Below are 16280 nucleotides of genomic sequence, written 5' to 3'. Positions count from 1 at the left end.
ATCTCGCCTTCGGCCAGGCCCGACTGCTTGAGGCCCTTCATCAGGTCTTCGGTGCTGATGGCCTTGTTGCCCTCGATCTCGATGCTGGAGATGGAGGGGCGCTCGACCACGTCCACCACCAGCACGTCGCCGTCGCGGCCGAGGTGGATGTCCTGGAAGAAACCGGTGCGGAACAGCGAGCGCGAGGCCTCCACCAGGGCGTGGTCGTCGGCCTGGTCGCCCACGTTCAGCGGCAGGGCGGCGAACACGCTGCCGGCGGAGACCCGCTGCAGGCCGTTGACGCGGATGTCGGCGATCTTGAAGCCTGCGGCATGGGCCAGGGTGGCGTTGAACAGCAGGATCGGGAACAGCAGGCGGGTAGGGCGCATCGTGACTTCCAGGCAGGCGGTGGCAGGGGGCGCGGACGGCTCGCACGGCGATCGTCCGGGCGCTGCCGCCCGGCCCGGGCTGGCGGCCGATGAGGATAAGAGCGGGCTGTGTTCGGCGCGGTTAACCCAGGGTAAAGATGTGTAAAGTTTGCCCATGCGGCGGTGACACGGCGGCCTGGCGGAAGGGATCATTGCGGCTTCCAGGCCTTGAACCGCGTGCCCTCCATGATTCCCGTACTGCTGGTCGACGACGACCGCGAACTCACCGAAATGCTCGGCCAGTACCTGGCCCGCGAGGGCTTCCGCGCCACCGCCGTGGGCACCGGCGAGGAGGGCGAGGCCGAGGCCCTCGGCGGCGCCTACGCGCTGGTGGTGCTGGACGTGATGCTGCCGGGCATCTCCGGCATCGAGGTGCTGCGGCGCATCCGCGCGCGTAGCCAGGTGCCGGTGCTGCTGCTCACCGCCCGGGGCGACAACATCGACCGCATCGCCGGCCTGGAGCTGGGCGCCGACGACTACGTGCCCAAGCCCAGTTCGCCCGGCGAGCTGGTCGCCCGGCTGCGCGCCATCCTGCGCCGGGTGCAGCCCCAGGCGCCGGCCGAGAGCGCCCCGGAGGCGGTCGGCAGCGGCGCCCTGCTGCTCTGGCCCGGCAAGCGCCAGGCGCAGTGGCGCGGCCAGCCGCTGGAGCTGACCGGCACCGAGTTCAGTCTGCTGGAGGTGCTGGCCCGCCAGGCCGGGCAGCTGGTCGGCAAGCAGGACCTGTCGCTGAATGCCCTGGGTCGCCCGCTGACCCGCTACGACCGGCGCATCGACGTGCACATCAGCAGCATCCGCCAGAAGCTCGGCCCGCGCGCCGACGGCAGCAGCTGGATCCAGAGCGTGCGCGGCATGGGCTACCTGCTGATCGTCGAATGAAGCGCGGACGCCTGTTCTGGAAGCTGTTCCTGGCCTTCTGGCTGGCCAACGGCCTGACCTTCCTGGTGGGCGCCGGCGCCTTCATGTTCGACGAGCTGCGCGGCGACACCCCGGCGCTGCGCTCGCTGCTGGCCACCGAGGTGCGCCTGCTGCAGCGCTTCGGCGAGGCGGCGGGGCGCCAGTTGCTGGAGGTGTCGCCGCAGCCGCCGGACGTCCAGGTGGGCCTCTACGATGCCCGGGGCGGGCTGCTCGCCGGGCGGGCGGTGGCCCCGGTGCGCTTCGAGCTGGCGGTCACCAGCCAGGACGGCCAGCGCCTGGTGCTGCGCGCCTCGGCCGCCAGCTCCCTGGACCAGGCGCCGCCGCCGCGCTCCCTCGGCCCGCTGCTCACCGGCACCCTGATGAGCGCGCTCTTCGCCCTGCTGCTCAGCCACTACCTGGCCCGGCCGCTGGCCTGGTTGCGCCAGGCCATGGGCGAGGTCGCCCAGGGCCGCTTCGAGGTGCGCGTCAGGCCGCGCCTGGGCCGGCGCCGCGACGAGATCGTCGACCTGGCCGAGGACTGCGATCGCATGGCCGGCCAGCTCAAGGCCCTGGTGGAGGCCCAGCAGCACCTGCTGCACGACATCTCCCACGAGTTGCGCTCGCCGTTGACGCGGATGAACGCCGCCATCGGCCTGCTGCGGCAGGTGCCCGGGCAGCCCGGCATGCTGGAGCGCATCGAGCGCGAGTCGCGGCGCATGGACGAGCTGATCGAGCAACTGCTCACCCTGGCGCGGGCGCAGTCGCGCCAGGACAACGGCGAGCGCCGCCTGCTGGACGTCGTCGAGCTGCTGGCGCAGATCGTCGAGGACGCCCGTTTCGAGGCGGCGGGCAAGGGCTGCCAGGTGCGCCTGGTGGCCGACCAGCCGTTCCTCGGTCGCGCCCACGAGGAGTTGCTCTACCGGGCCTTCGAGAACGTCATCCGTAATGCCGTGCGCTACACCGCGGCGGGCACAGAGGTGCGCGTCGGCGCGAGCCTGGTGGAGGGGGGCGAACGCCTGGTGGTGTGCATCAGCGACCATGGGCCGGGCGTCGACGGGAGCCGCCTGGGCCGCATCTTCGAGCCCTTCGAGCGCGGCCCCGACGCCGGCCCGGACGGCTTCGGCCTGGGCCTGGCCATCGCCAGCCGCGCGGTGCAGCTGCACCGCGGGCGGATCACCGCCGAGCCCGCCGAGGGCGGCGGGCTGCTGGTGCGCATCGAGTTGCCGCGGCTGTTCTGAGGGCGCTATTCACGATCTCGCGAGCTGGAGCAGAACAAGGCAGAAACCGGCGAGGAAGCCGCTGAATGAGCATTCCTCGCCTGTTTCCAACGCAGTCATGCCGGCGCGCGGCTGATCGTCAGCCCTGCCAGCCGCCGCCCAGCACCTTGTACAGGGTGACGCGGTTGACCTGCTCGGACAGCTCCAGGCTGATCAGCGTCTGCTGCGCCGAGTACAGCGAGCGTTGCGCGTCGAGCACTTCGAGGAAGCTCTGCGAACCCTGCCGGTACAGCGCCAGGGACAGCGCGTAGCTGCGGTCGGTGGCCTGGGTCAGGCTGCGCTGGGCGTCGAGCCGCTCGCTGATGTGGCTGCGCACGGAGAGGGCGTCGGCCACTTCGCTGAAGGCGGTCTGCAGGGTCTTCTCGTAGTTGGCCACGTCGATGTCGCGGGTGATCTTCGCGGCGTCGAGGCTGGCGCGGTTGCTGCCGGCGTCGAAGATCGGCAGGTTGATCGAGGGCGCGAAGCTCCAGGCGCGGCTGCCGGACTTGAACAGCCCGGACAGCTCGCTGCTGGCGCTGCCGCCGCTGGCGGTGAGCGTCACGCTGGGGAAGAAGGCCGCCCGCGCCGCGCCTATGTCGGCGTGGGCCGCCTTGAGCGTGTGCTCGGCGGCGAGTACGTCCGGCCGCCGTTGCAGCAGCGTCGAGGGCAGGCCGGCCGGCACGCCGACCAGCAGGGCGACATCCAGTTTGGCGTCGCCCGGCAGCAGGCTGTCGTCCAGGCGCTCGCCCACCAGCAGTTCCAGGGCGTTGCGGTCCTGTTCCACCTGGCTGGCGTAGTTGGCCACGTCGGCGCGGGCCGACTCCACCGTGCTGCGCGCCTGGGCCAGGCTCAGCCCGGACTCGCCGCCCAGGCCGTGGGCCTGTTGCACCAGCGCGTAGGTCTTCTGCTGGCTGGCGTAGGTGTCGCGGGCCAGCTCGAGCAGTTGCCGGTCGGCGGCCAGGGTCATCCAGGCGCTGGCGACTTCCGCCACCAGGCTGATCTGGGTGCTGCGGCGGGTCTGCTCCAGGGACAGGTAGTCCTCCAGGGCGGCGTCCTTGAGGTTGCCCAGGCGGCCGAACAGGTCCAGCTCGTAGCTGCTCACCCCCAGGCCGACGCTGTACTGGCTGCTGACCGTGTTGCCGCTGCCTTCGGCCACGCCGCGCTGGCGGGTGCCGTCGGCGGTGGCGGAAAGCGTCGGGAACAGCTCGGCGCGCTGGATGCGGTACTGCGCCTGCTGGTACTTGACGTTCAACGCGGCCACCCGCAGGTCGCGGTTGTTGGCCAGGGCGCGGGCCACGGTGTCGCGCAGGCGGGTGTCGACGAACAGCTCGCGCCAGGCGATGTCGGCGCTGGCCTGGCCGGCCGCGGTGGCGCCGGGCCACTGGGCGGCCACCGGCGCCTCGGGGCGCTGGTAGTCCGGGGCGAGGTTCACGCAGCCGCCCAGGGCCAGCACGAGAACCAGGGGTAGAGGCGTAAGGCGCATCAGGCTTCTCCTTGCGCGCTGGCGGCATGGTTGGCGGCGGCCAGGCGCCCGGCCAGGCGTTGCACCAGCACGTAGAACAGGGGGATGAAGAACAGGCCCAGCAGCGTGGCAGCGAGCATGCCGCCGAGCACGCCGGTGCCGATGGCCTGGCGCCCGCCGGCGCCGGCGCCGCTGCTCAGGGCCAGCGGCAGCACGCCGAGGATGAACGCCAGCGAGGTCATCAGCACCGGGCGCAGGCGCACGCGCACGGCTTCGAGGGTCGCCGCGAGCAGGTCCTGGCCGCGTTCGAGGTTCTCCTTGGCGAACTCGACGATGAGGATGGCGTTCTTCGCCGCCAGGCCCACGGTGGTCAGCAGGCCGACCTGGAAGTAGACGTCGTTGGACAGCCCGCGCACGCCGGTCAGCAGCAGCGCGCCGAGGATGCCCAGCGGCACCACCAGCATCACCGCGAAGGGCACCGACCAGCTTTCGTACAGCGCCGCCAGGCACAGGAACACGAACAGGATGGAGATGGCATAGAGCAGCGGCGCCTGGTTGCCGGCCAGGCGTTCCTGGTAGGACTGCCCGGTCCAGGCGTAGCCGATGCCCTCGGGCAGCTGCGCCATGATCTCTTCCACCGCCGCCATGGCCACGCCGGAGCTGACCCCGGCCGCCGGCTCGCCCACCAGCTCGTAGGCGCCGAAGCCGTTGTAGCGCTCCAGCAGCGGCGAGGCGGTGCTCCAGCGGGTGCTGACGAACGAGGACATCGGCACCATGGCGTCGTCGCTGTTGCGCACGTACCAGTCGCCGATGTCCTCGGCCTGCATGCGCTTGTCGACGTCGCCCTGCAGGTAGACCTTCTTCACCCGGCCGGCGTCGAGGAAGTCGTTCACGTAGCTGCCGCCCAGGGCCACGCTGAGGGTGTCGTTGATGTCGCTGGAGGACACGCCCATGGCGCCGGCCTTGCGGTCGTCGATGGCGATGTCGAGTTGCGGGGTGTCCTCCAGGCCCTGGGCTCGCACGTTGGCCAGGCGCGGGTCCTTGCCCGCCAGTTCGAGGAACCTGTCGCGGGCCTTGAGCAGCTCGGCGTGGCCGAGGCCGCCGAGGTCCTGCAGCTGCACGTCGAAGCCGGAGCTTTCGCCCAGGCCCATGATGGCCGGCGGGGACATGACGAAGACGTTGGCGTCGAGGATCTTCATCAGCGCCATGTTGGCCCGGCGCGCCACCGCCGCGGCGCCGTGCTCCTCGCCGCGGCGCTCGGACCAGTCCTTGAGCTTGACGAAGGCGCGCCCGGAGTTCTGCGCGTTGCCGCCGTTGCCCAGGCCGCGCACGGTGAGGATCGAGGCCACCTCCGGCTGCGCGAGCATGTATTCCCGCACCTGCCGGGTCACCGCCTGCAGGCGTTCGTCGGTGCCGCCCACCGGCAGGGTCATCTGCATCATCAGCATGCCCTGGTCCTCGTCGGGGAGGAACGCGGTGGGCAGCTTGTGGAACAGCAGCGCCACGCCGCCCAGCACCAGCGCGTACACCAGCAGGGCGCGCAGCGGGCGCGCCAGCACCGCCCTGACGCCGCGCCGGTAGCTCTGCGAGCCGCGCTCGAAGGTGCGGTTGAACCCGCCGAAGAAGCCGCGGCGCTCCCCGCCATGCGCCTTGCCCGGCTTGAGCACGGTGGCGCACAGCGCCGGGGTGAGCGTCATGGCCACCAGCACCGAGAGCGCCATGGCGGCGACCATGGTCACCGAGAACTGCCGGTAGATGACGCCGGTGGAGCCGCCGAAGAAGGCCATGGGCACGAACACCGCCGAGAGCACCACGGCGATGCCGACCAGCGCGCCGCTGATCTCGCCCATGGATTCGCGCGTGGCCTCGCGGGGCGACAGGCCCTTCTCGGCGATGATCCGCTCGACGTTCTCCACCACCACGATGGCGTCGTCCACCAGCAGGCCGATGGCCAGGACCATGCCGAACATCGTCAGGGTATTGATCGAGTAGCCCATCAGCGAGAGCACGCCGAAGGTGCCCAGCAGCACCACCGGCACGGCGACGGCCGGGATCAGGGTGGCGCGCCAGTTCTGCAGGAACAGGTACATGATCAGCACGACGAGGGCGATGGCCTCGAACAGCGTCATGACCACTTCCTCGATGGATATCTTCACGAAGGGCGCGGTGTTGTACGCCACCTCGGTGTGCAGTTGCAGCCTGCTGGGGAAGAACTTCTCCAGCTCGGCCATCTTCGCCTGCACCGCTTCGGAGACGTCCAGCGCATTGGCGCCGCTGGCCAGGCTCACCGCCATGCCGCCGGACTGCCGGCCGTTGTGCTCGGCCACCACGTCATAGCTTTCGCTGCCCAGCTCCACCCGGGCCACGTCGGCCAGGGTCACCACGGCGCCGTTGCTGGCGTGCTTGAGCACCAGGTCGCGGAACTGCGCGGCGGTCTGCAGCTTGCTGCGCGCGCTGATGGTGGCGTTGAGCTGCTGGCCGGGCCGCGCGGGGAGGGCGCCGAGCTGGCCGGCGGAGGTGTCGACGTTCTGCGCCTGCAGGGCGCTGCTGATGTCCGAGGGCATCAGCGCGTACTGCTTGAGCCTGTCCGGGTCGAGCCAGATGCGCATGGCGTAGCTGGAGCCCAGGGTGGTCACCTGGCCGACGCCGTCGACCCGGCTGATCTGGTCGTACAGCGTGCTGGAAATGAAATCGCTGATGTCGGTGGCGCTGACCTCGGGGTTGTCGGAGACCAGCGAGAGGATGATCAGGAAGTCGCTGGAGGAGTTGCGGATCTCGATGCCCTGCTGCTGCACCGCGTCGGGCAGCCGCGCCTTGGCCTGCTCCAGCTTGGTCTGCACCAGCATCTGCGCGGTGTTGACGTCGGTGCCGGCCTCGAAGGTCAGGGTGATGCTGGCGCTGCCCGCCGAGCTGCTGCTGGAGGACATGTAGGTGAGGCCGTCCAGGCCGGTCATCTGCTGCTCGATGACCTGGGTCACCGAGTCCTCCATGGTCTTGGCCGAGGCGCCGGTGTAGGTGGCGTTGAGGGTGATCTGCGGCGGCGCGATGTCGGGGTACTGCGCCAGCGGCAGCTGGACGATGGCCATGGCGCCGCCGAGCATCACCAGGATGGCGATGACCCAGGCGAAGATGGGGCGGTCGATGAAGAAACGTGCCATGGCGTGCCCTCAGTCGCGTGCGTCGTTCTGCGCGCTGAGCTGCGCGTCCAGTACCTTCACCTGCTGGCCGACGCGAACCTTCTGCGTGCCCTGGACGATGAGCTGGTCGCCCTCCTTCAGACCCTGGCCGACCCACCAGCGGTTGCCCACCGCGCGGGCCAGGCTCAGCTGGCGCTGCTCCACCTTGCCGTCGACCACCACCAGGGCGGTGGCCTCGCCGCGCTCGTCGCGGGCCACGCCCTGCTGCGGCACCAGGATGGCGTCCTGCTGCACGCCTTCCTGCAGCGTCGCCTTCAGGTACATGCCCGGCAGCAACAGGCCCTCGGGGTTGGGCACCAGGGCGCGCAGGGTCACGCTGCCGGTGCCCTCGTCGACGCTCACGCCGTTGAAGGTCAGGGTGCCTTCGTGGGCGTAGCGGCTGCCGTCCTCCAGCTCCAGGCTGATGCGCGTGGCGTCCTTGTCGTCGGCGGGGGCGAGCTTGCCCTCGGCCAGCTCGCGCTTGAGGCGCAGCAGGGTGGCGCTGGGCTGGGTGAAGTCGACGTAGATCGGGTCCAGTTGCTGCACGGTGGTCAGGGCGCTGGTCTGCTCGGCGGTGACCAGCGCGCCGGGGGTGACCGAGGAGGTGGCGGTGCGCCCGGAGATGGGCGCGTCTATCCGCGTGTAGCCCAGGTTGATGCGCGCCGTCTTCAGCGACGCCTGGGCCGACTGCAGGCTGGCGCGGGCCTCCAGCAGGGCGGCCTGGGCGCTCTCGTTGTCTTCCGCGCTGATGGCGTCGATCTTCACCAGCCGGGCGTCGCGCCGGGCCTTGAGCTCGGCCGCCTTCAGCGTGGCGCGGGCCGAGGTGACGCTGGCCTCGGCCTGGGCCAGGGCGGCCTCGTAGGGCTGCGGGTCGATCTGGTACAGCGCCTGGCCGGCCTTCACCGTCTGGCCTTCCTCGAACAGCCGTTTCTGGATGATGCCGCCGACCTGCGGGCGGATCTCCGCCACCAGGTGCGCGCTGGCGCGGCCGGGCAGGGTGAGGCTGAGCGCCTGGGGCGCGCTGCGCACCCGGTAGACGCCGACCTCCTGCAGGTCGGGCTGCGGCGGGGCCGCCCGGTCGTCGAGGCAGCCGCCCAGGGCGAGCAGGCCGGCGCCCAGCAGCAGGGCGCGGGCCAGGGTGGAAAGCGGGGGTACGAGCGAGGGCATCCGGGACTCCGATCCTGGGTTGGATTCAGTGTCCAGGGTGCTCGGCGAATGTGCAGGCAATGTGCAGAAATATGGGAGATTGCCCGCCGCGCCTTGAAGGACCGCGGGGGCCGCGCTTCAATGGCGGCATCCCGACAGCGGCGCGGCGGTGCCATGAAAATCAGCCTTTCCAGCAAGTTCTTCCTGGCCATGCTGGCGGTCTGCGCCTTCGCCGTGCTGGGCATGGTCTTCGCCGCCTACCTGAGCCTGAGGTACGGCTTCCTCGGCTACCTCAACCAGCAGGCCGAGGAGCGCATGGAGCTCATCGTCCCGCGCGCCGAGCGGGCCTTCGCCACCCACGGCAGCTGGGACTTCATCCGCAGCGACCGCGACCAGTGGTTCGACATGCTGCGCCCCGAGAAGGTGGAGCAGGACCGCGACTTCGACCCCAGCCACCTGACCGTCTCCGACCTCACCGGCGCCTTCGTCCGCTTCGCCCTGCTGGACGAGGCGCAGCGCCTGATCATCGGCTACAACGCCCCGCCGGCGGAGATGCTCCTGCGGCCGATCCACCACCAGGGCCGGGTGGTCGGCTGGATGGCTCTGGCGCCGCTGCAGTCGGTGACCAGCGTCGGCGACCGGCGCTTCCAGCTCAACCAGCTGCGCTCCAGCCTGCTCATCGGCCTGGCCTGCCTGCTGGCCACCGCGGTGATCGCCTGGTGGCTGACCCGCAGCCTGCTGCGGCCCATTCGCCAGGTGGCCGGCGCCACCCACCGCCTGGCCGCCGGCGACTACGCCATCCAACTGCCGGTGCGCTCGGCCGACGAGGCCGGCCAGCTGGCCGCCGACTTCAACCGCATGGCCGCCACCCTGGCCAGCAACGAACGCCTGCGCCGCGACTTCATGGCCGACATCTCCCACGAGCTGCGCACCCCGCTGGCGGTGATGCGCGCCGAGCTGGAAGCCATGGAGGACGGCATCCGTCCCCTGGACGGCACCGCCGTACGCTCGCTGCAGGCCGAGGTGGGGGCGCTGACCAAGCTGGTGGAGGACCTCTTCGACCTGTCCCTGGCCGAGGTCGGCGGGCCCACCTACCGCCGCGAGCGCATCGACCTGCGGGTGCTGCTGCCGGTGGTGGCCGACGCCTTCCGCGCCAGCTTCGCCGAACGCGGCCTGGGCCTGGACCTGGAGCTGCCGGACGAACCGCTGTGGGTGCTGGGCGACGAGTCGCGCCTGGGCCAACTGCTGCACAACCTGCTGGAGAACAGCCGGCGCTACACCGACCCTGGCGGCCGCACGGTGCTGCGCGCGCTGCGCGAGGGCGAACGGGTGCTGGTACAGTGCGAGGATTCCGCGCCGGGCGTGGATGCGGCGGCGCTGGAACGCCTGTTCGAGCGCTTCTACCGCGCCGAGCGCTCGCGCAACCGCGCCAGCGGCGGCACCGGCCTGGGCCTGGCGATCTGCCGCGGCATCGCCGAGGTGCACGGCGGGCGCCTGAGCGCCCGGGCTTCCAGCCTGGGAGGGCTGCTGATGACACTGGAACTGCCGCTGGCGGGAGACGCGCAATGAGCCAGGGCGAGATCCTGCTGGTGGAAGACGAACCCAAGCTGGCCGCGCTGGTGGGCGACTACCTGCGCGCCGCCGGCTACGACGTGGCGCACCTGGCCGACGGCAACGCGGTGATCCCGGCGCTGCGCGGCAAGGCCTACGACCTGCTGTTGCTCGACCTGATGCTGCCCGGCCGCGACGGCCTGGACATCTGCCGCGAACTGCGCGGCTTCAGCCGCATGCCGCTGATCATGATGACCGCGCGCGTAGAGGAAATCGACCGCCTGCTGGGCCTGGAACTGGGCGCCGACGACTACATCTGCAAACCCTTCTCTCCCCGCGAACTGGTGGCGCGGGTCAAGGCCGTGCTGCGGCGCAGCGGCGCCCAGGCGCCGAACCCGGGCCTGGAACTGGACCCGCGGGCCTTCCAGGCGCGCTACCTGGGCGTGGCGCTGGACCTCACGCCGGTGGAGTTCCGCATGCTCGTCGCCCTGGCCGCACGCCCCGGCCAGGTGCTGTCCCGCGACCAGCTGATGAACCACATCTACCAGGACCACCGCGTGGTCGCCGACCGCACCGTCGACAGCCACGTGAAGAACCTGCGGCGCAAGCTGGCGGCGGTGGCGCCGGGGCACGACCCGATCCGCTCGGTGTACGGGGTGGGTTATAGCCTGGAGGTGGGGTAGGGCGGCGTACACAACCATCCCTCCCCTGTAGGAGCGCTCCTACAGGTGGGCTCGGAGGTGGGTGAATTGTAGGAGCGAGCCGTGCTCGCCTGAAACGTCGCGATCCGGCCGCCAGGCCGGTGCCAGGCCTTATCGCGGATGAGGCGGATTGCTCCCATTCCCGGAACCTCGGCTAACTTCCCGATACACCTTCCTCCTCAAGGCCCAGGGCGGGAGGCCTATGCTCGACAACCCATGCAAAGGCCGGAGCCTCGAAGATGATCCATATTCGCCCCGCCACCGAGACGGACGTGGCGACCCTGTTCGCCATCCGCACCAGCGTGCGCCAGAACCACCTGTCCCACGAGCAGTTGGCCGAACTGGGCATCACCCCGGCCAGCGTGGCCGAGGCCATCCGCCTCGGCCCATGCTGCTGGCTGGCCGAGGCGGATGGGGTGGCCGCGGGCTTCGCCATGGTGGACGGGACGGCAGGGGAAGTCTTCGCCCTGTTCGTTCGCCCGGAATACGAAGGCCGCGGGGTAGGGCGCCTGCTGCTGGCGACGGCCGAGACGAGCCTGTTCCGCGAGCATGCGCGCATCTGGCTGGTCACCGACGGCTCGGACGGCATCCGCGCCAACGCCTTCTACCAGCGCCAGGGCTGGCGAAAGGTGGCCAGCCTCGATGCCCGTGACGTGCGCTACGAGAAACAGGCTGGCGCCGTCGACAGGCTGCTGCAGGACGTGCGCCTGGTCAGCGAGACGAACTTCCGGCTGCTCTGCCGGGTACGTGAACTGGCATTGGCGGTGGCCCCCGATGTCCACGACGAAGTGAAGTACGGCGGCGTACTGTTCTCCCGGGCACGGCCCTTCGGCGGCGTCTTCGCCTATGCGGGTCACGTCACGCTGGAACTCAGCCAGGGTGCCAGCCTGGATGACCCCCACGGGGTGCTGGAGGGGAGCGGCAAGCAGCGGCGGCACATCAAGCTGCGCACGCCCGATGACGTCGAGGCGCGCCAGGTGGCCTACTACCTGCGCAGCGCCGCAGCACTGGCCGGGTAACCCGCCGGCCGTCTTCCGGCAACACGGCCCCGGCAGACTGGCGCCAGCCACCCGACTCGCGCGGGGCTCACCCTGAACCGCAGAAGGACCTCGACCATGCGCCATACCTTGCTCAAGACCCTCGGCCTCGCCGGCCTGCTCGCCACCAGCTTCGCCGGCGCCGCCGCGGGACACCCCGGCCAGGCCCTGAGCGCCAGGGCCGGCATCCCCTGGCCGACGGTGATCGCCCACCGCGGCGCCTCCCACGACGCCCCGGAGGAAACCGCCCCGGCCTACCTGGCGGCCCGCGAACTGGGCGCCGACTACCTGGAGGCCGACCTGCAGCGCACTCGTGACGGCGTGCTGATCGCCCTGCACGACGACACCCTGGAACGCACCACCAACGTCGCCGAGGTCTTCCCCGCGCGGGCCAAGGACCCGGTCAGCAGCTTCACCCTCGCCGAACTCAAGCGCCTGGACGCCGGCAGCTGGTTCAACCAGGCCTACCCCGAACGCGCCCGGGCGAAGTTCGCCGGTCTGCGGATACTCACCCTGGACGAGCTGATCGACATCGCCGAAGGCGGCGCCCACAAGCCCGGCCTGTACCTGGAAACCAAGGGCCCGGCGCAGTTCCCTGGCATCGAGGAAGACCTGCGCAAGGCCCTGCAAAGACGGGGCTGGCTCAGCCCGCAAAGCCTGGCCCGCGGCGGCGTGGTGCTGCAGACCTTCGAGAAAGGCAGCCTGGAACTGCTGCAAAAGAGCATGCCGCAGGTGCCCAAGGTGCTGCTGCTGTGGGTGGGCGATGGCTACATGGCGCCGCGCTCGGAGGTGACCTTCAAGGACTCCGGCGCTCCGGACAAGGCCACCTTCTACGCCGCCCGGCAAGTGAAATCCAAGGAAGAGTTCAGCGCCTGGATCGACTGGGCCAAGGCCCACGGCGCCGCTGGCACCGGCCCCTCGGCCACCCTCAGCGAGCGCGGCGAGCAGAGCTACATGGACCTGGTGAAACCCTGGATGAACCAGCTGACCCACCAGCGCGGCCTGTTCATCCACGCCTATGCGGTGGATTCCGACGTGGACTTCAAGCGCCTGTCCGAGGCCGGCGTGGACGGCTTCTTCACCAACCGCGCCGACCGCCTGCTGGCCTTCTACGGGCGCCCGGCCGCCAAGTCGGTGGGGGCGATACTGACGGGGCTGGGCTACTGATAGAAATACCTTCGTATATACCCCCGCCACAGAGGTATAGCCCTGCCGTCCCGATGGAGAAGTGCGCCAGGAAGTACCCGCCAATAGCATGGATTCACAGCGGACGATTCGCTGCAACGGCCCTGCATTTCGGCTCTCGCCTACCGCCCAGTCGAGCCCGAAGGAACGACTTCCAGGTTATTGGCCACTTCTTCCGAGGAAACGTCATGAACATGCATCTGAACTATTCCTTTCAAAAGAATTCCACCCAAAAGAATGCACAACACCAGACGAGGGAGGAGTTGGTGCCTTCGCGCTATGCGCTGCGGGTTGGCGAGATCGACGTGCTGGTGGTCAGCGACGGGGTATTGCCGCTGCCGACCGCGACCATGTCCACCAATGCCGACCCGGCCGCCCGCGCAGCCTGGTTCAGGGACATGTTCCTGGGCCCGGAGGCGTTCGACTGGGCGCTGAACGTACTGGTGGTGCGCAGCGGCGAGCAGACCATACTCGTCGACGCCGGCCTGGGTGGGCAGTTCCCCGGCTTCCCGCGGGCCGGGCAGTTCCCCCGGCGCCTGGAGGCGGCCGGTATCGACCTGGCATCGGTGACCGACGTGGTGATCACCCACATGCACATGGACCATATCGGCGGGTTGCTCGTCGACGAAGTGAAGAACCGTCTGCGCCCGGATGTGCGCATCCACGTCGCGGCCACCGAGGTGGCGTTCTGGGCGGCGCCCGATTTCTCCCTCACTTCCATGCCGGCACCGGTGCCGGACGTCCTGCGCTCGACCGCCGAACAGTTCATGAAGGCATACCGCGATAAACTGCACACCTTCGAGAATGAACACGAGGTGGCGCCGGGCGTGGTCGCCAGGCTCACCGGCGGCCACACGCCGGGGCACAGCGTGGTCCATGTCACGTCCGCCGGCGAGCGCCTGACCTTCGCCGGCGACGCCCTGTTCCCGGTGGCCTTCGACCACCCCGACTGGCACAACGGCTTCGAGCACGACCCCGAGGAATCGGTGCGCGTGCGCGTCCGCCTTCTGCAGGAGGCGGCGGCCAGCGGCGAGCTGCTGGTGGCCACGCACCTGCCGTTCCCCTCCGTTGGCCGGGTGGCCGTCGACGGCGATGCCTTCCGTTGGATTGCGGCCTTCTGGGATTACTGACCGCTAGCTCGGTCTGGGCCTGCGTCCAAGCCAAGGTAGCCCGCTCGCATGGGGGGATTGGACGTAGGCCTGAGTCTGATATTCGTTTCGGATCGGCAGTAGATGTAGCTATTCAGTTTTCCCTCTTAATCGCGAAGCCTTTGATGACGATGTACAGAAGCGGGCCTATTGAAACGAAGACTGCCGTGACTATTAGGTACGGGAGCGTCTCAAGTAATGAACGTCCTCGCGAGCGGGCATCCTGATACATCCACACGCAAGCAAGCGCAGCCATTACATATAGGTCGATAACAACCTGGGCGGTGTCTGGCTGAGACATCAGTTCAATGCCAAACGCAAGGAGCGTCTGATCTGTGATCAACAAGGTCCAGCCGGTGTAGAGCGCAAAACCGATCAATACGGCGAGCGCGATGCAGGGGCCTCTCATCTTTTTCTCCTGGACAAGTCACCCCGGCAAGATAGTGGTATGGTTTTCCGCCTCTCAATGACCTGACAGGTCATGGACGCTTTTCGCATGGACAGCCAGAGTTGAAGCATGAGTAGCCGCCATTTCCATCGGACCCCTCTGATGTCAGCCACATCAGCTGGCACCTACCTTCGCCGGTTCCGGCAGCAGGCCGGATTGAGTCAGCTTGATCTTTCGCTCATCGCCGGCATTTCTCAACGCCACCTCAGTTGCATCGAAACGGGCCGCGCCAAAGCGAGCCCCACCACCTTGCACGCTCTCCTATCGGTTCTTGACGTACCACTGGAGCAGTGCAACGAAGTGTTCCTGGCGGCTGGTTATGCTCCTCGCTATGCGACGTCCTCACTGGATGCGCAGCCAATGGCGATGGTGCATGGCGCTATCGATCACATCTTGCAGGCCAACAATCCAGCTCCGGCGATTGTCCTCACCAGCAACTGGGACATCGTCGCTGCTAACGCCAGTGCAGGATTGCTGCTCGGGATGCTCGGGGTACCAGTGATAGGTGACTCAGGGATTAATCTGCTGGAGACGCTGCTTCGCCCTGGTGGCCTGGGTGATCATTTGGTCAATGCAGCCGAGGTCAGGGCTATCGCCTGGCAAAGAGCCCGCCGGGAGGCAGTGAACAATTCCGATCTCGCTCGTCTTTTGCGAGACATCCCCAGCCCAATGGGCCCATCGATAGGTGTCGATTCATCGCCGGTAGCGCTGACGCGGATTCGCTCTACATGGGGGGAATTGGCGTTCCTGTCGACTTTCACCACCTTCGGCATGCCCCTCGACATTACCGTTGCGTCCTTGCGCATCGAACATTTGATTCCCGCCGACAGCCAAACCTGGCAAACAATGACGACGCTCTACGAGCAATCTCTGACGGTCCGGGATTGAGATGCTGACCGGTCGGCTTCGGCAGCAATCAGTCCATTTCTCGAGTGTCGCTCTGAGTCATAAAGCTGTCGTGCGCTGGTAACGGCTTCCGCCGTCGTTACGCACAAGGGTGTTCTCAACGCGAAGCCATAGCTGCTGGGAGGCGAGTATGTTGGAGGCGAAGGACTTCTTCGCGATTGCCGAGGCGATGCTGCGTTCCGCTCAAGGCACTGAGATGACGGGTGAGGCCCTGAATGGGCTGCATGATGGAGACATCATCTTCAAGCGGACTACTGAGATGCTGATCGAGAACGTTTCAGCGATCCAGTTGCTGACTGCGAATGGCCTGATACGCCCCGCATTCTCGACACTCAGGACCACGATTGACCTTGTGGCTTCCTTCTGCTGGTTATGCCAGAAACCAGAAGATAGGCGAGTGGCCTACCTGGATCATGAGCAGAAGGCTCAAAGAACGATGAAGGCTCTGGGGTGGGAGGTGGAGTATGAACAGTTCTACCGCTTGCTGAGCAAGTTCACTCATGGTGATTTCCGCTTGAATGACCTCTACAAGGTTGTTCTGGATGCCGAGGAAGCATCCAGGGAAGTATCTGCCAATGCTGAATACCTGTTCATGGAGACCGAGAGCGGCAGAGAGCTTCATATCATCGAGGATATGACCGGTGAGAGGTTGAACCAGGAGTTCGGGCATTTCATCGCGTTTAAGACGTTCGATTACGTGCTGGCCATGCTGTTGAATGGTTCCGGTTCCTACGCCGACTCCCACATCTGGTGGCCAGGCAGGCCCTTCATGGAGAGGTTCGACCGCTTCGCTAATGAACTGGTGTCTTTTCCACGGTTACTTTGGTTGCAGGAGAAAGCCAAGCTGTCGGTGTACCAGATAGAGGGTTGGTGCCGGTGATGTAGTTGCCGTTTCTTCTAGAGTGTCCACTATTGGCCGGAAAGATTCGCTTGGCTTTGGCACTCTGACTCTGTCCGCAGAGC

The 16280-nt window shown here is 68.1% G+C and carries 13 protein-coding genes and 2 pseudogenes; 10 read left to right on the top strand and 5 right to left on the bottom strand.

Annotated features, from left to right (window positions below):
* Nucleotides 1-368: pseudogene (locus CHC02_RS16080) on the bottom strand (outer membrane protein assembly factor BamA); the annotation flags it as partial.
* 225 nt (nucleotides 369-593) lie between these two features.
* Here CHC02_RS16080 and CHC02_RS16075 point away from each other — a divergent pair.
* Together CHC02_RS16075 and CHC02_RS16070 are read left to right on the top strand one after the other, a co-directional pair.
* Nucleotides 594-1283, top strand: a complete 690-nt coding sequence (locus CHC02_RS16075; protein WP_089392460.1) for a response regulator transcription factor — start codon at nucleotides 594-596, stop codon at nucleotides 1281-1283.
* Nucleotides 1280-2539 (top strand): HAMP domain-containing sensor histidine kinase, encoded by a 1260-nt coding sequence (locus CHC02_RS16070; protein WP_089392459.1) that lies wholly within the window; start codon nucleotides 1280-1282, stop codon nucleotides 2537-2539. Before CHC02_RS16075 ends, CHC02_RS16070 begins: the two co-directional genes overlap by 4 nt.
* Before the next feature lie 118 nt (nucleotides 2540-2657).
* On the opposite strand, the gene CHC02_RS16065 is transcribed toward CHC02_RS16070, so the two are convergent.
* Genes CHC02_RS16065 through CHC02_RS16055 form a run of 3 tightly spaced genes read right to left on the bottom strand, consistent with a single transcriptional unit; the run spans nucleotide 2658 to nucleotide 8362 of the window.
* Complete coding sequence (locus CHC02_RS16065) at nucleotides 2658-4040, bottom strand: efflux transporter outer membrane subunit (RefSeq protein WP_089392458.1); 1383 nt, start codon at nucleotides 4038-4040, stop codon at nucleotides 2658-2660.
* Nucleotides 4040-7177, bottom strand: a complete 3138-nt coding sequence (locus CHC02_RS16060; RefSeq protein ID WP_089392457.1) for an efflux RND transporter permease subunit — start codon at nucleotides 7175-7177, stop codon at nucleotides 4040-4042. The genes CHC02_RS16065 and CHC02_RS16060 overlap by 1 nt, the downstream gene beginning before the upstream one ends.
* 9 nt (nucleotides 7178-7186) lie before the next feature.
* A complete protein-coding gene (locus CHC02_RS16055) occupies nucleotides 7187-8362 on the bottom strand; it encodes an efflux RND transporter periplasmic adaptor subunit (RefSeq protein ID WP_089392456.1) in 1176 nt (391 codons plus the stop codon).
* 153 nt (nucleotides 8363-8515) lie between these two features.
* Between CHC02_RS16055 and CHC02_RS16050 the strand changes: the two genes are divergently transcribed.
* From CHC02_RS16050 to CHC02_RS16030, 6 genes and pseudogenes are all read left to right on the top strand, one after another.
* A complete protein-coding gene (locus tag CHC02_RS16050) occupies nucleotides 8516-9910 on the top strand; it encodes an ATP-binding protein (RefSeq protein ID WP_089392455.1) in 1395 nt (464 codons plus the stop codon).
* Nucleotides 9907-10575, top strand: coding sequence for a response regulator (locus tag CHC02_RS16045; protein WP_089392454.1), 669 nt, complete (start codon nucleotides 9907-9909; stop codon nucleotides 10573-10575). Before CHC02_RS16050 ends, CHC02_RS16045 begins: the two co-directional genes overlap by 4 nt.
* Nucleotides 10576-10832: 257 nt before the next feature.
* A pseudogene (locus tag CHC02_RS30565) lies at nucleotides 10833-11261 on the top strand (GNAT family N-acetyltransferase); the annotation flags it as partial.
* The gene (locus tag CHC02_RS30560) at nucleotides 11247-11612 is read left to right on the top strand and encodes a DUF1801 domain-containing protein (RefSeq protein ID WP_176450332.1); all 366 of its coding nucleotides are present in this window, start codon (nucleotides 11247-11249) and stop codon (nucleotides 11610-11612) included. The pseudogene CHC02_RS30565 and the gene CHC02_RS30560, both read left to right, overlap by 15 nt.
* Before the next feature lie 96 nt (nucleotides 11613-11708).
* Entirely contained in the window at nucleotides 11709-12797 is a 1089-nt protein-coding gene (locus tag CHC02_RS16035) for a glycerophosphodiester phosphodiesterase (protein WP_089392453.1), read from the top strand.
* A 206-nt stretch (nucleotides 12798-13003) separates the two neighbouring features.
* On the top strand, nucleotides 13004-13945 hold the full coding sequence (locus CHC02_RS16030; RefSeq protein ID WP_089392452.1) for an MBL fold metallo-hydrolase: 942 nt from the start codon (nucleotides 13004-13006) through the stop codon (nucleotides 13943-13945).
* 112 nt (nucleotides 13946-14057) lie between these two features.
* Here CHC02_RS16030 and CHC02_RS16025 read toward each other — a convergent pair whose 3' ends face one another.
* Complete coding sequence (locus CHC02_RS16025; protein WP_089392451.1) at nucleotides 14058-14372, bottom strand: DUF2834 domain-containing protein; 315 nt, start codon at nucleotides 14370-14372, stop codon at nucleotides 14058-14060.
* A gap of 108 nt (nucleotides 14373-14480) precedes the next feature.
* On the opposite strand from CHC02_RS16025, the gene CHC02_RS16020 reads away from it, so the two are divergent.
* Together CHC02_RS16020 and CHC02_RS16015 are read left to right on the top strand one after the other, a co-directional pair.
* The gene (locus CHC02_RS16020) at nucleotides 14481-15299 is read left to right on the top strand and encodes a helix-turn-helix domain-containing protein (RefSeq protein WP_089392450.1); all 819 of its coding nucleotides are present in this window, start codon (nucleotides 14481-14483) and stop codon (nucleotides 15297-15299) included.
* Nucleotides 15300-15447: 148 nt separating this feature from the next.
* Nucleotides 15448-16197 carry a DUF5677 domain-containing protein gene (locus CHC02_RS16015; RefSeq protein WP_089392449.1) on the top strand — a complete coding sequence of 250 codons (750 nt, stop codon included), beginning with the start codon at nucleotides 15448-15450 and terminating at the stop codon, nucleotides 16195-16197.
* Nucleotides 16198-16280: the final 83 nt, after the last annotated feature.

The sequence above is a fragment of the Pseudomonas delhiensis genome, assembly GCF_900187975.1.
Lineage (GTDB): Bacteria > Pseudomonadota > Gammaproteobacteria > Pseudomonadales > Pseudomonadaceae > Pseudomonas > Pseudomonas delhiensis.
Note: the sequence above shows the minus strand (reverse complement) of the source record. Positions and strands in the feature narration are given on the sequence as shown.

What these genes read in the sequence shown, in the direction of transcription:
- CHC02_RS16075 (WP_089392460.1), top strand. Translation starts at nt 594, where the DNA reads ATGATTCCCGTACTGCTGGTCGACGACGACCGCGAACTCACCGAAATG.
- CHC02_RS16070 (WP_089392459.1), top strand. Translation starts at nt 1,280, where the DNA reads ATGAAGCGCGGACGCCTGTTCTGGAAGCTGTTCCTGGCCTTCTGGCTG.
- CHC02_RS16065 (WP_089392458.1), bottom strand. Translation starts at nt 4,040, where the DNA reads ATGCGCCTTACGCCTCTACCCCTGGTTCTCGTGCTGGCCCTGGGCGGC.
- CHC02_RS16060 (WP_089392457.1), bottom strand. Translation starts at nt 7,177, where the DNA reads ATGGCACGTTTCTTCATCGACCGCCCCATCTTCGCCTGGGTCATCGCC.
- CHC02_RS16055 (WP_089392456.1), bottom strand. Translation starts at nt 8,362, where the DNA reads ATGCCCTCGCTCGTACCCCCGCTTTCCACCCTGGCCCGCGCCCTGCTG.
- CHC02_RS16050 (WP_089392455.1), top strand. Translation starts at nt 8,516, where the DNA reads ATGAAAATCAGCCTTTCCAGCAAGTTCTTCCTGGCCATGCTGGCGGTC.
- CHC02_RS16045 (WP_089392454.1), top strand. Translation starts at nt 9,907, where the DNA reads ATGAGCCAGGGCGAGATCCTGCTGGTGGAAGACGAACCCAAGCTGGCC.
- CHC02_RS16035 (WP_089392453.1), top strand. Translation starts at nt 11,709, where the DNA reads ATGCGCCATACCTTGCTCAAGACCCTCGGCCTCGCCGGCCTGCTCGCC.
- CHC02_RS16030 (WP_089392452.1), top strand. Translation starts at nt 13,004, where the DNA reads ATGAACATGCATCTGAACTATTCCTTTCAAAAGAATTCCACCCAAAAG.
- CHC02_RS16025 (WP_089392451.1), bottom strand. Translation starts at nt 14,372, where the DNA reads ATGAGAGGCCCCTGCATCGCGCTCGCCGTATTGATCGGTTTTGCGCTC.
- CHC02_RS16020 (WP_089392450.1), top strand. Translation starts at nt 14,481, where the DNA reads ATGAGTAGCCGCCATTTCCATCGGACCCCTCTGATGTCAGCCACATCA.
- CHC02_RS16015 (WP_089392449.1), top strand. Translation starts at nt 15,448, where the DNA reads ATGTTGGAGGCGAAGGACTTCTTCGCGATTGCCGAGGCGATGCTGCGT.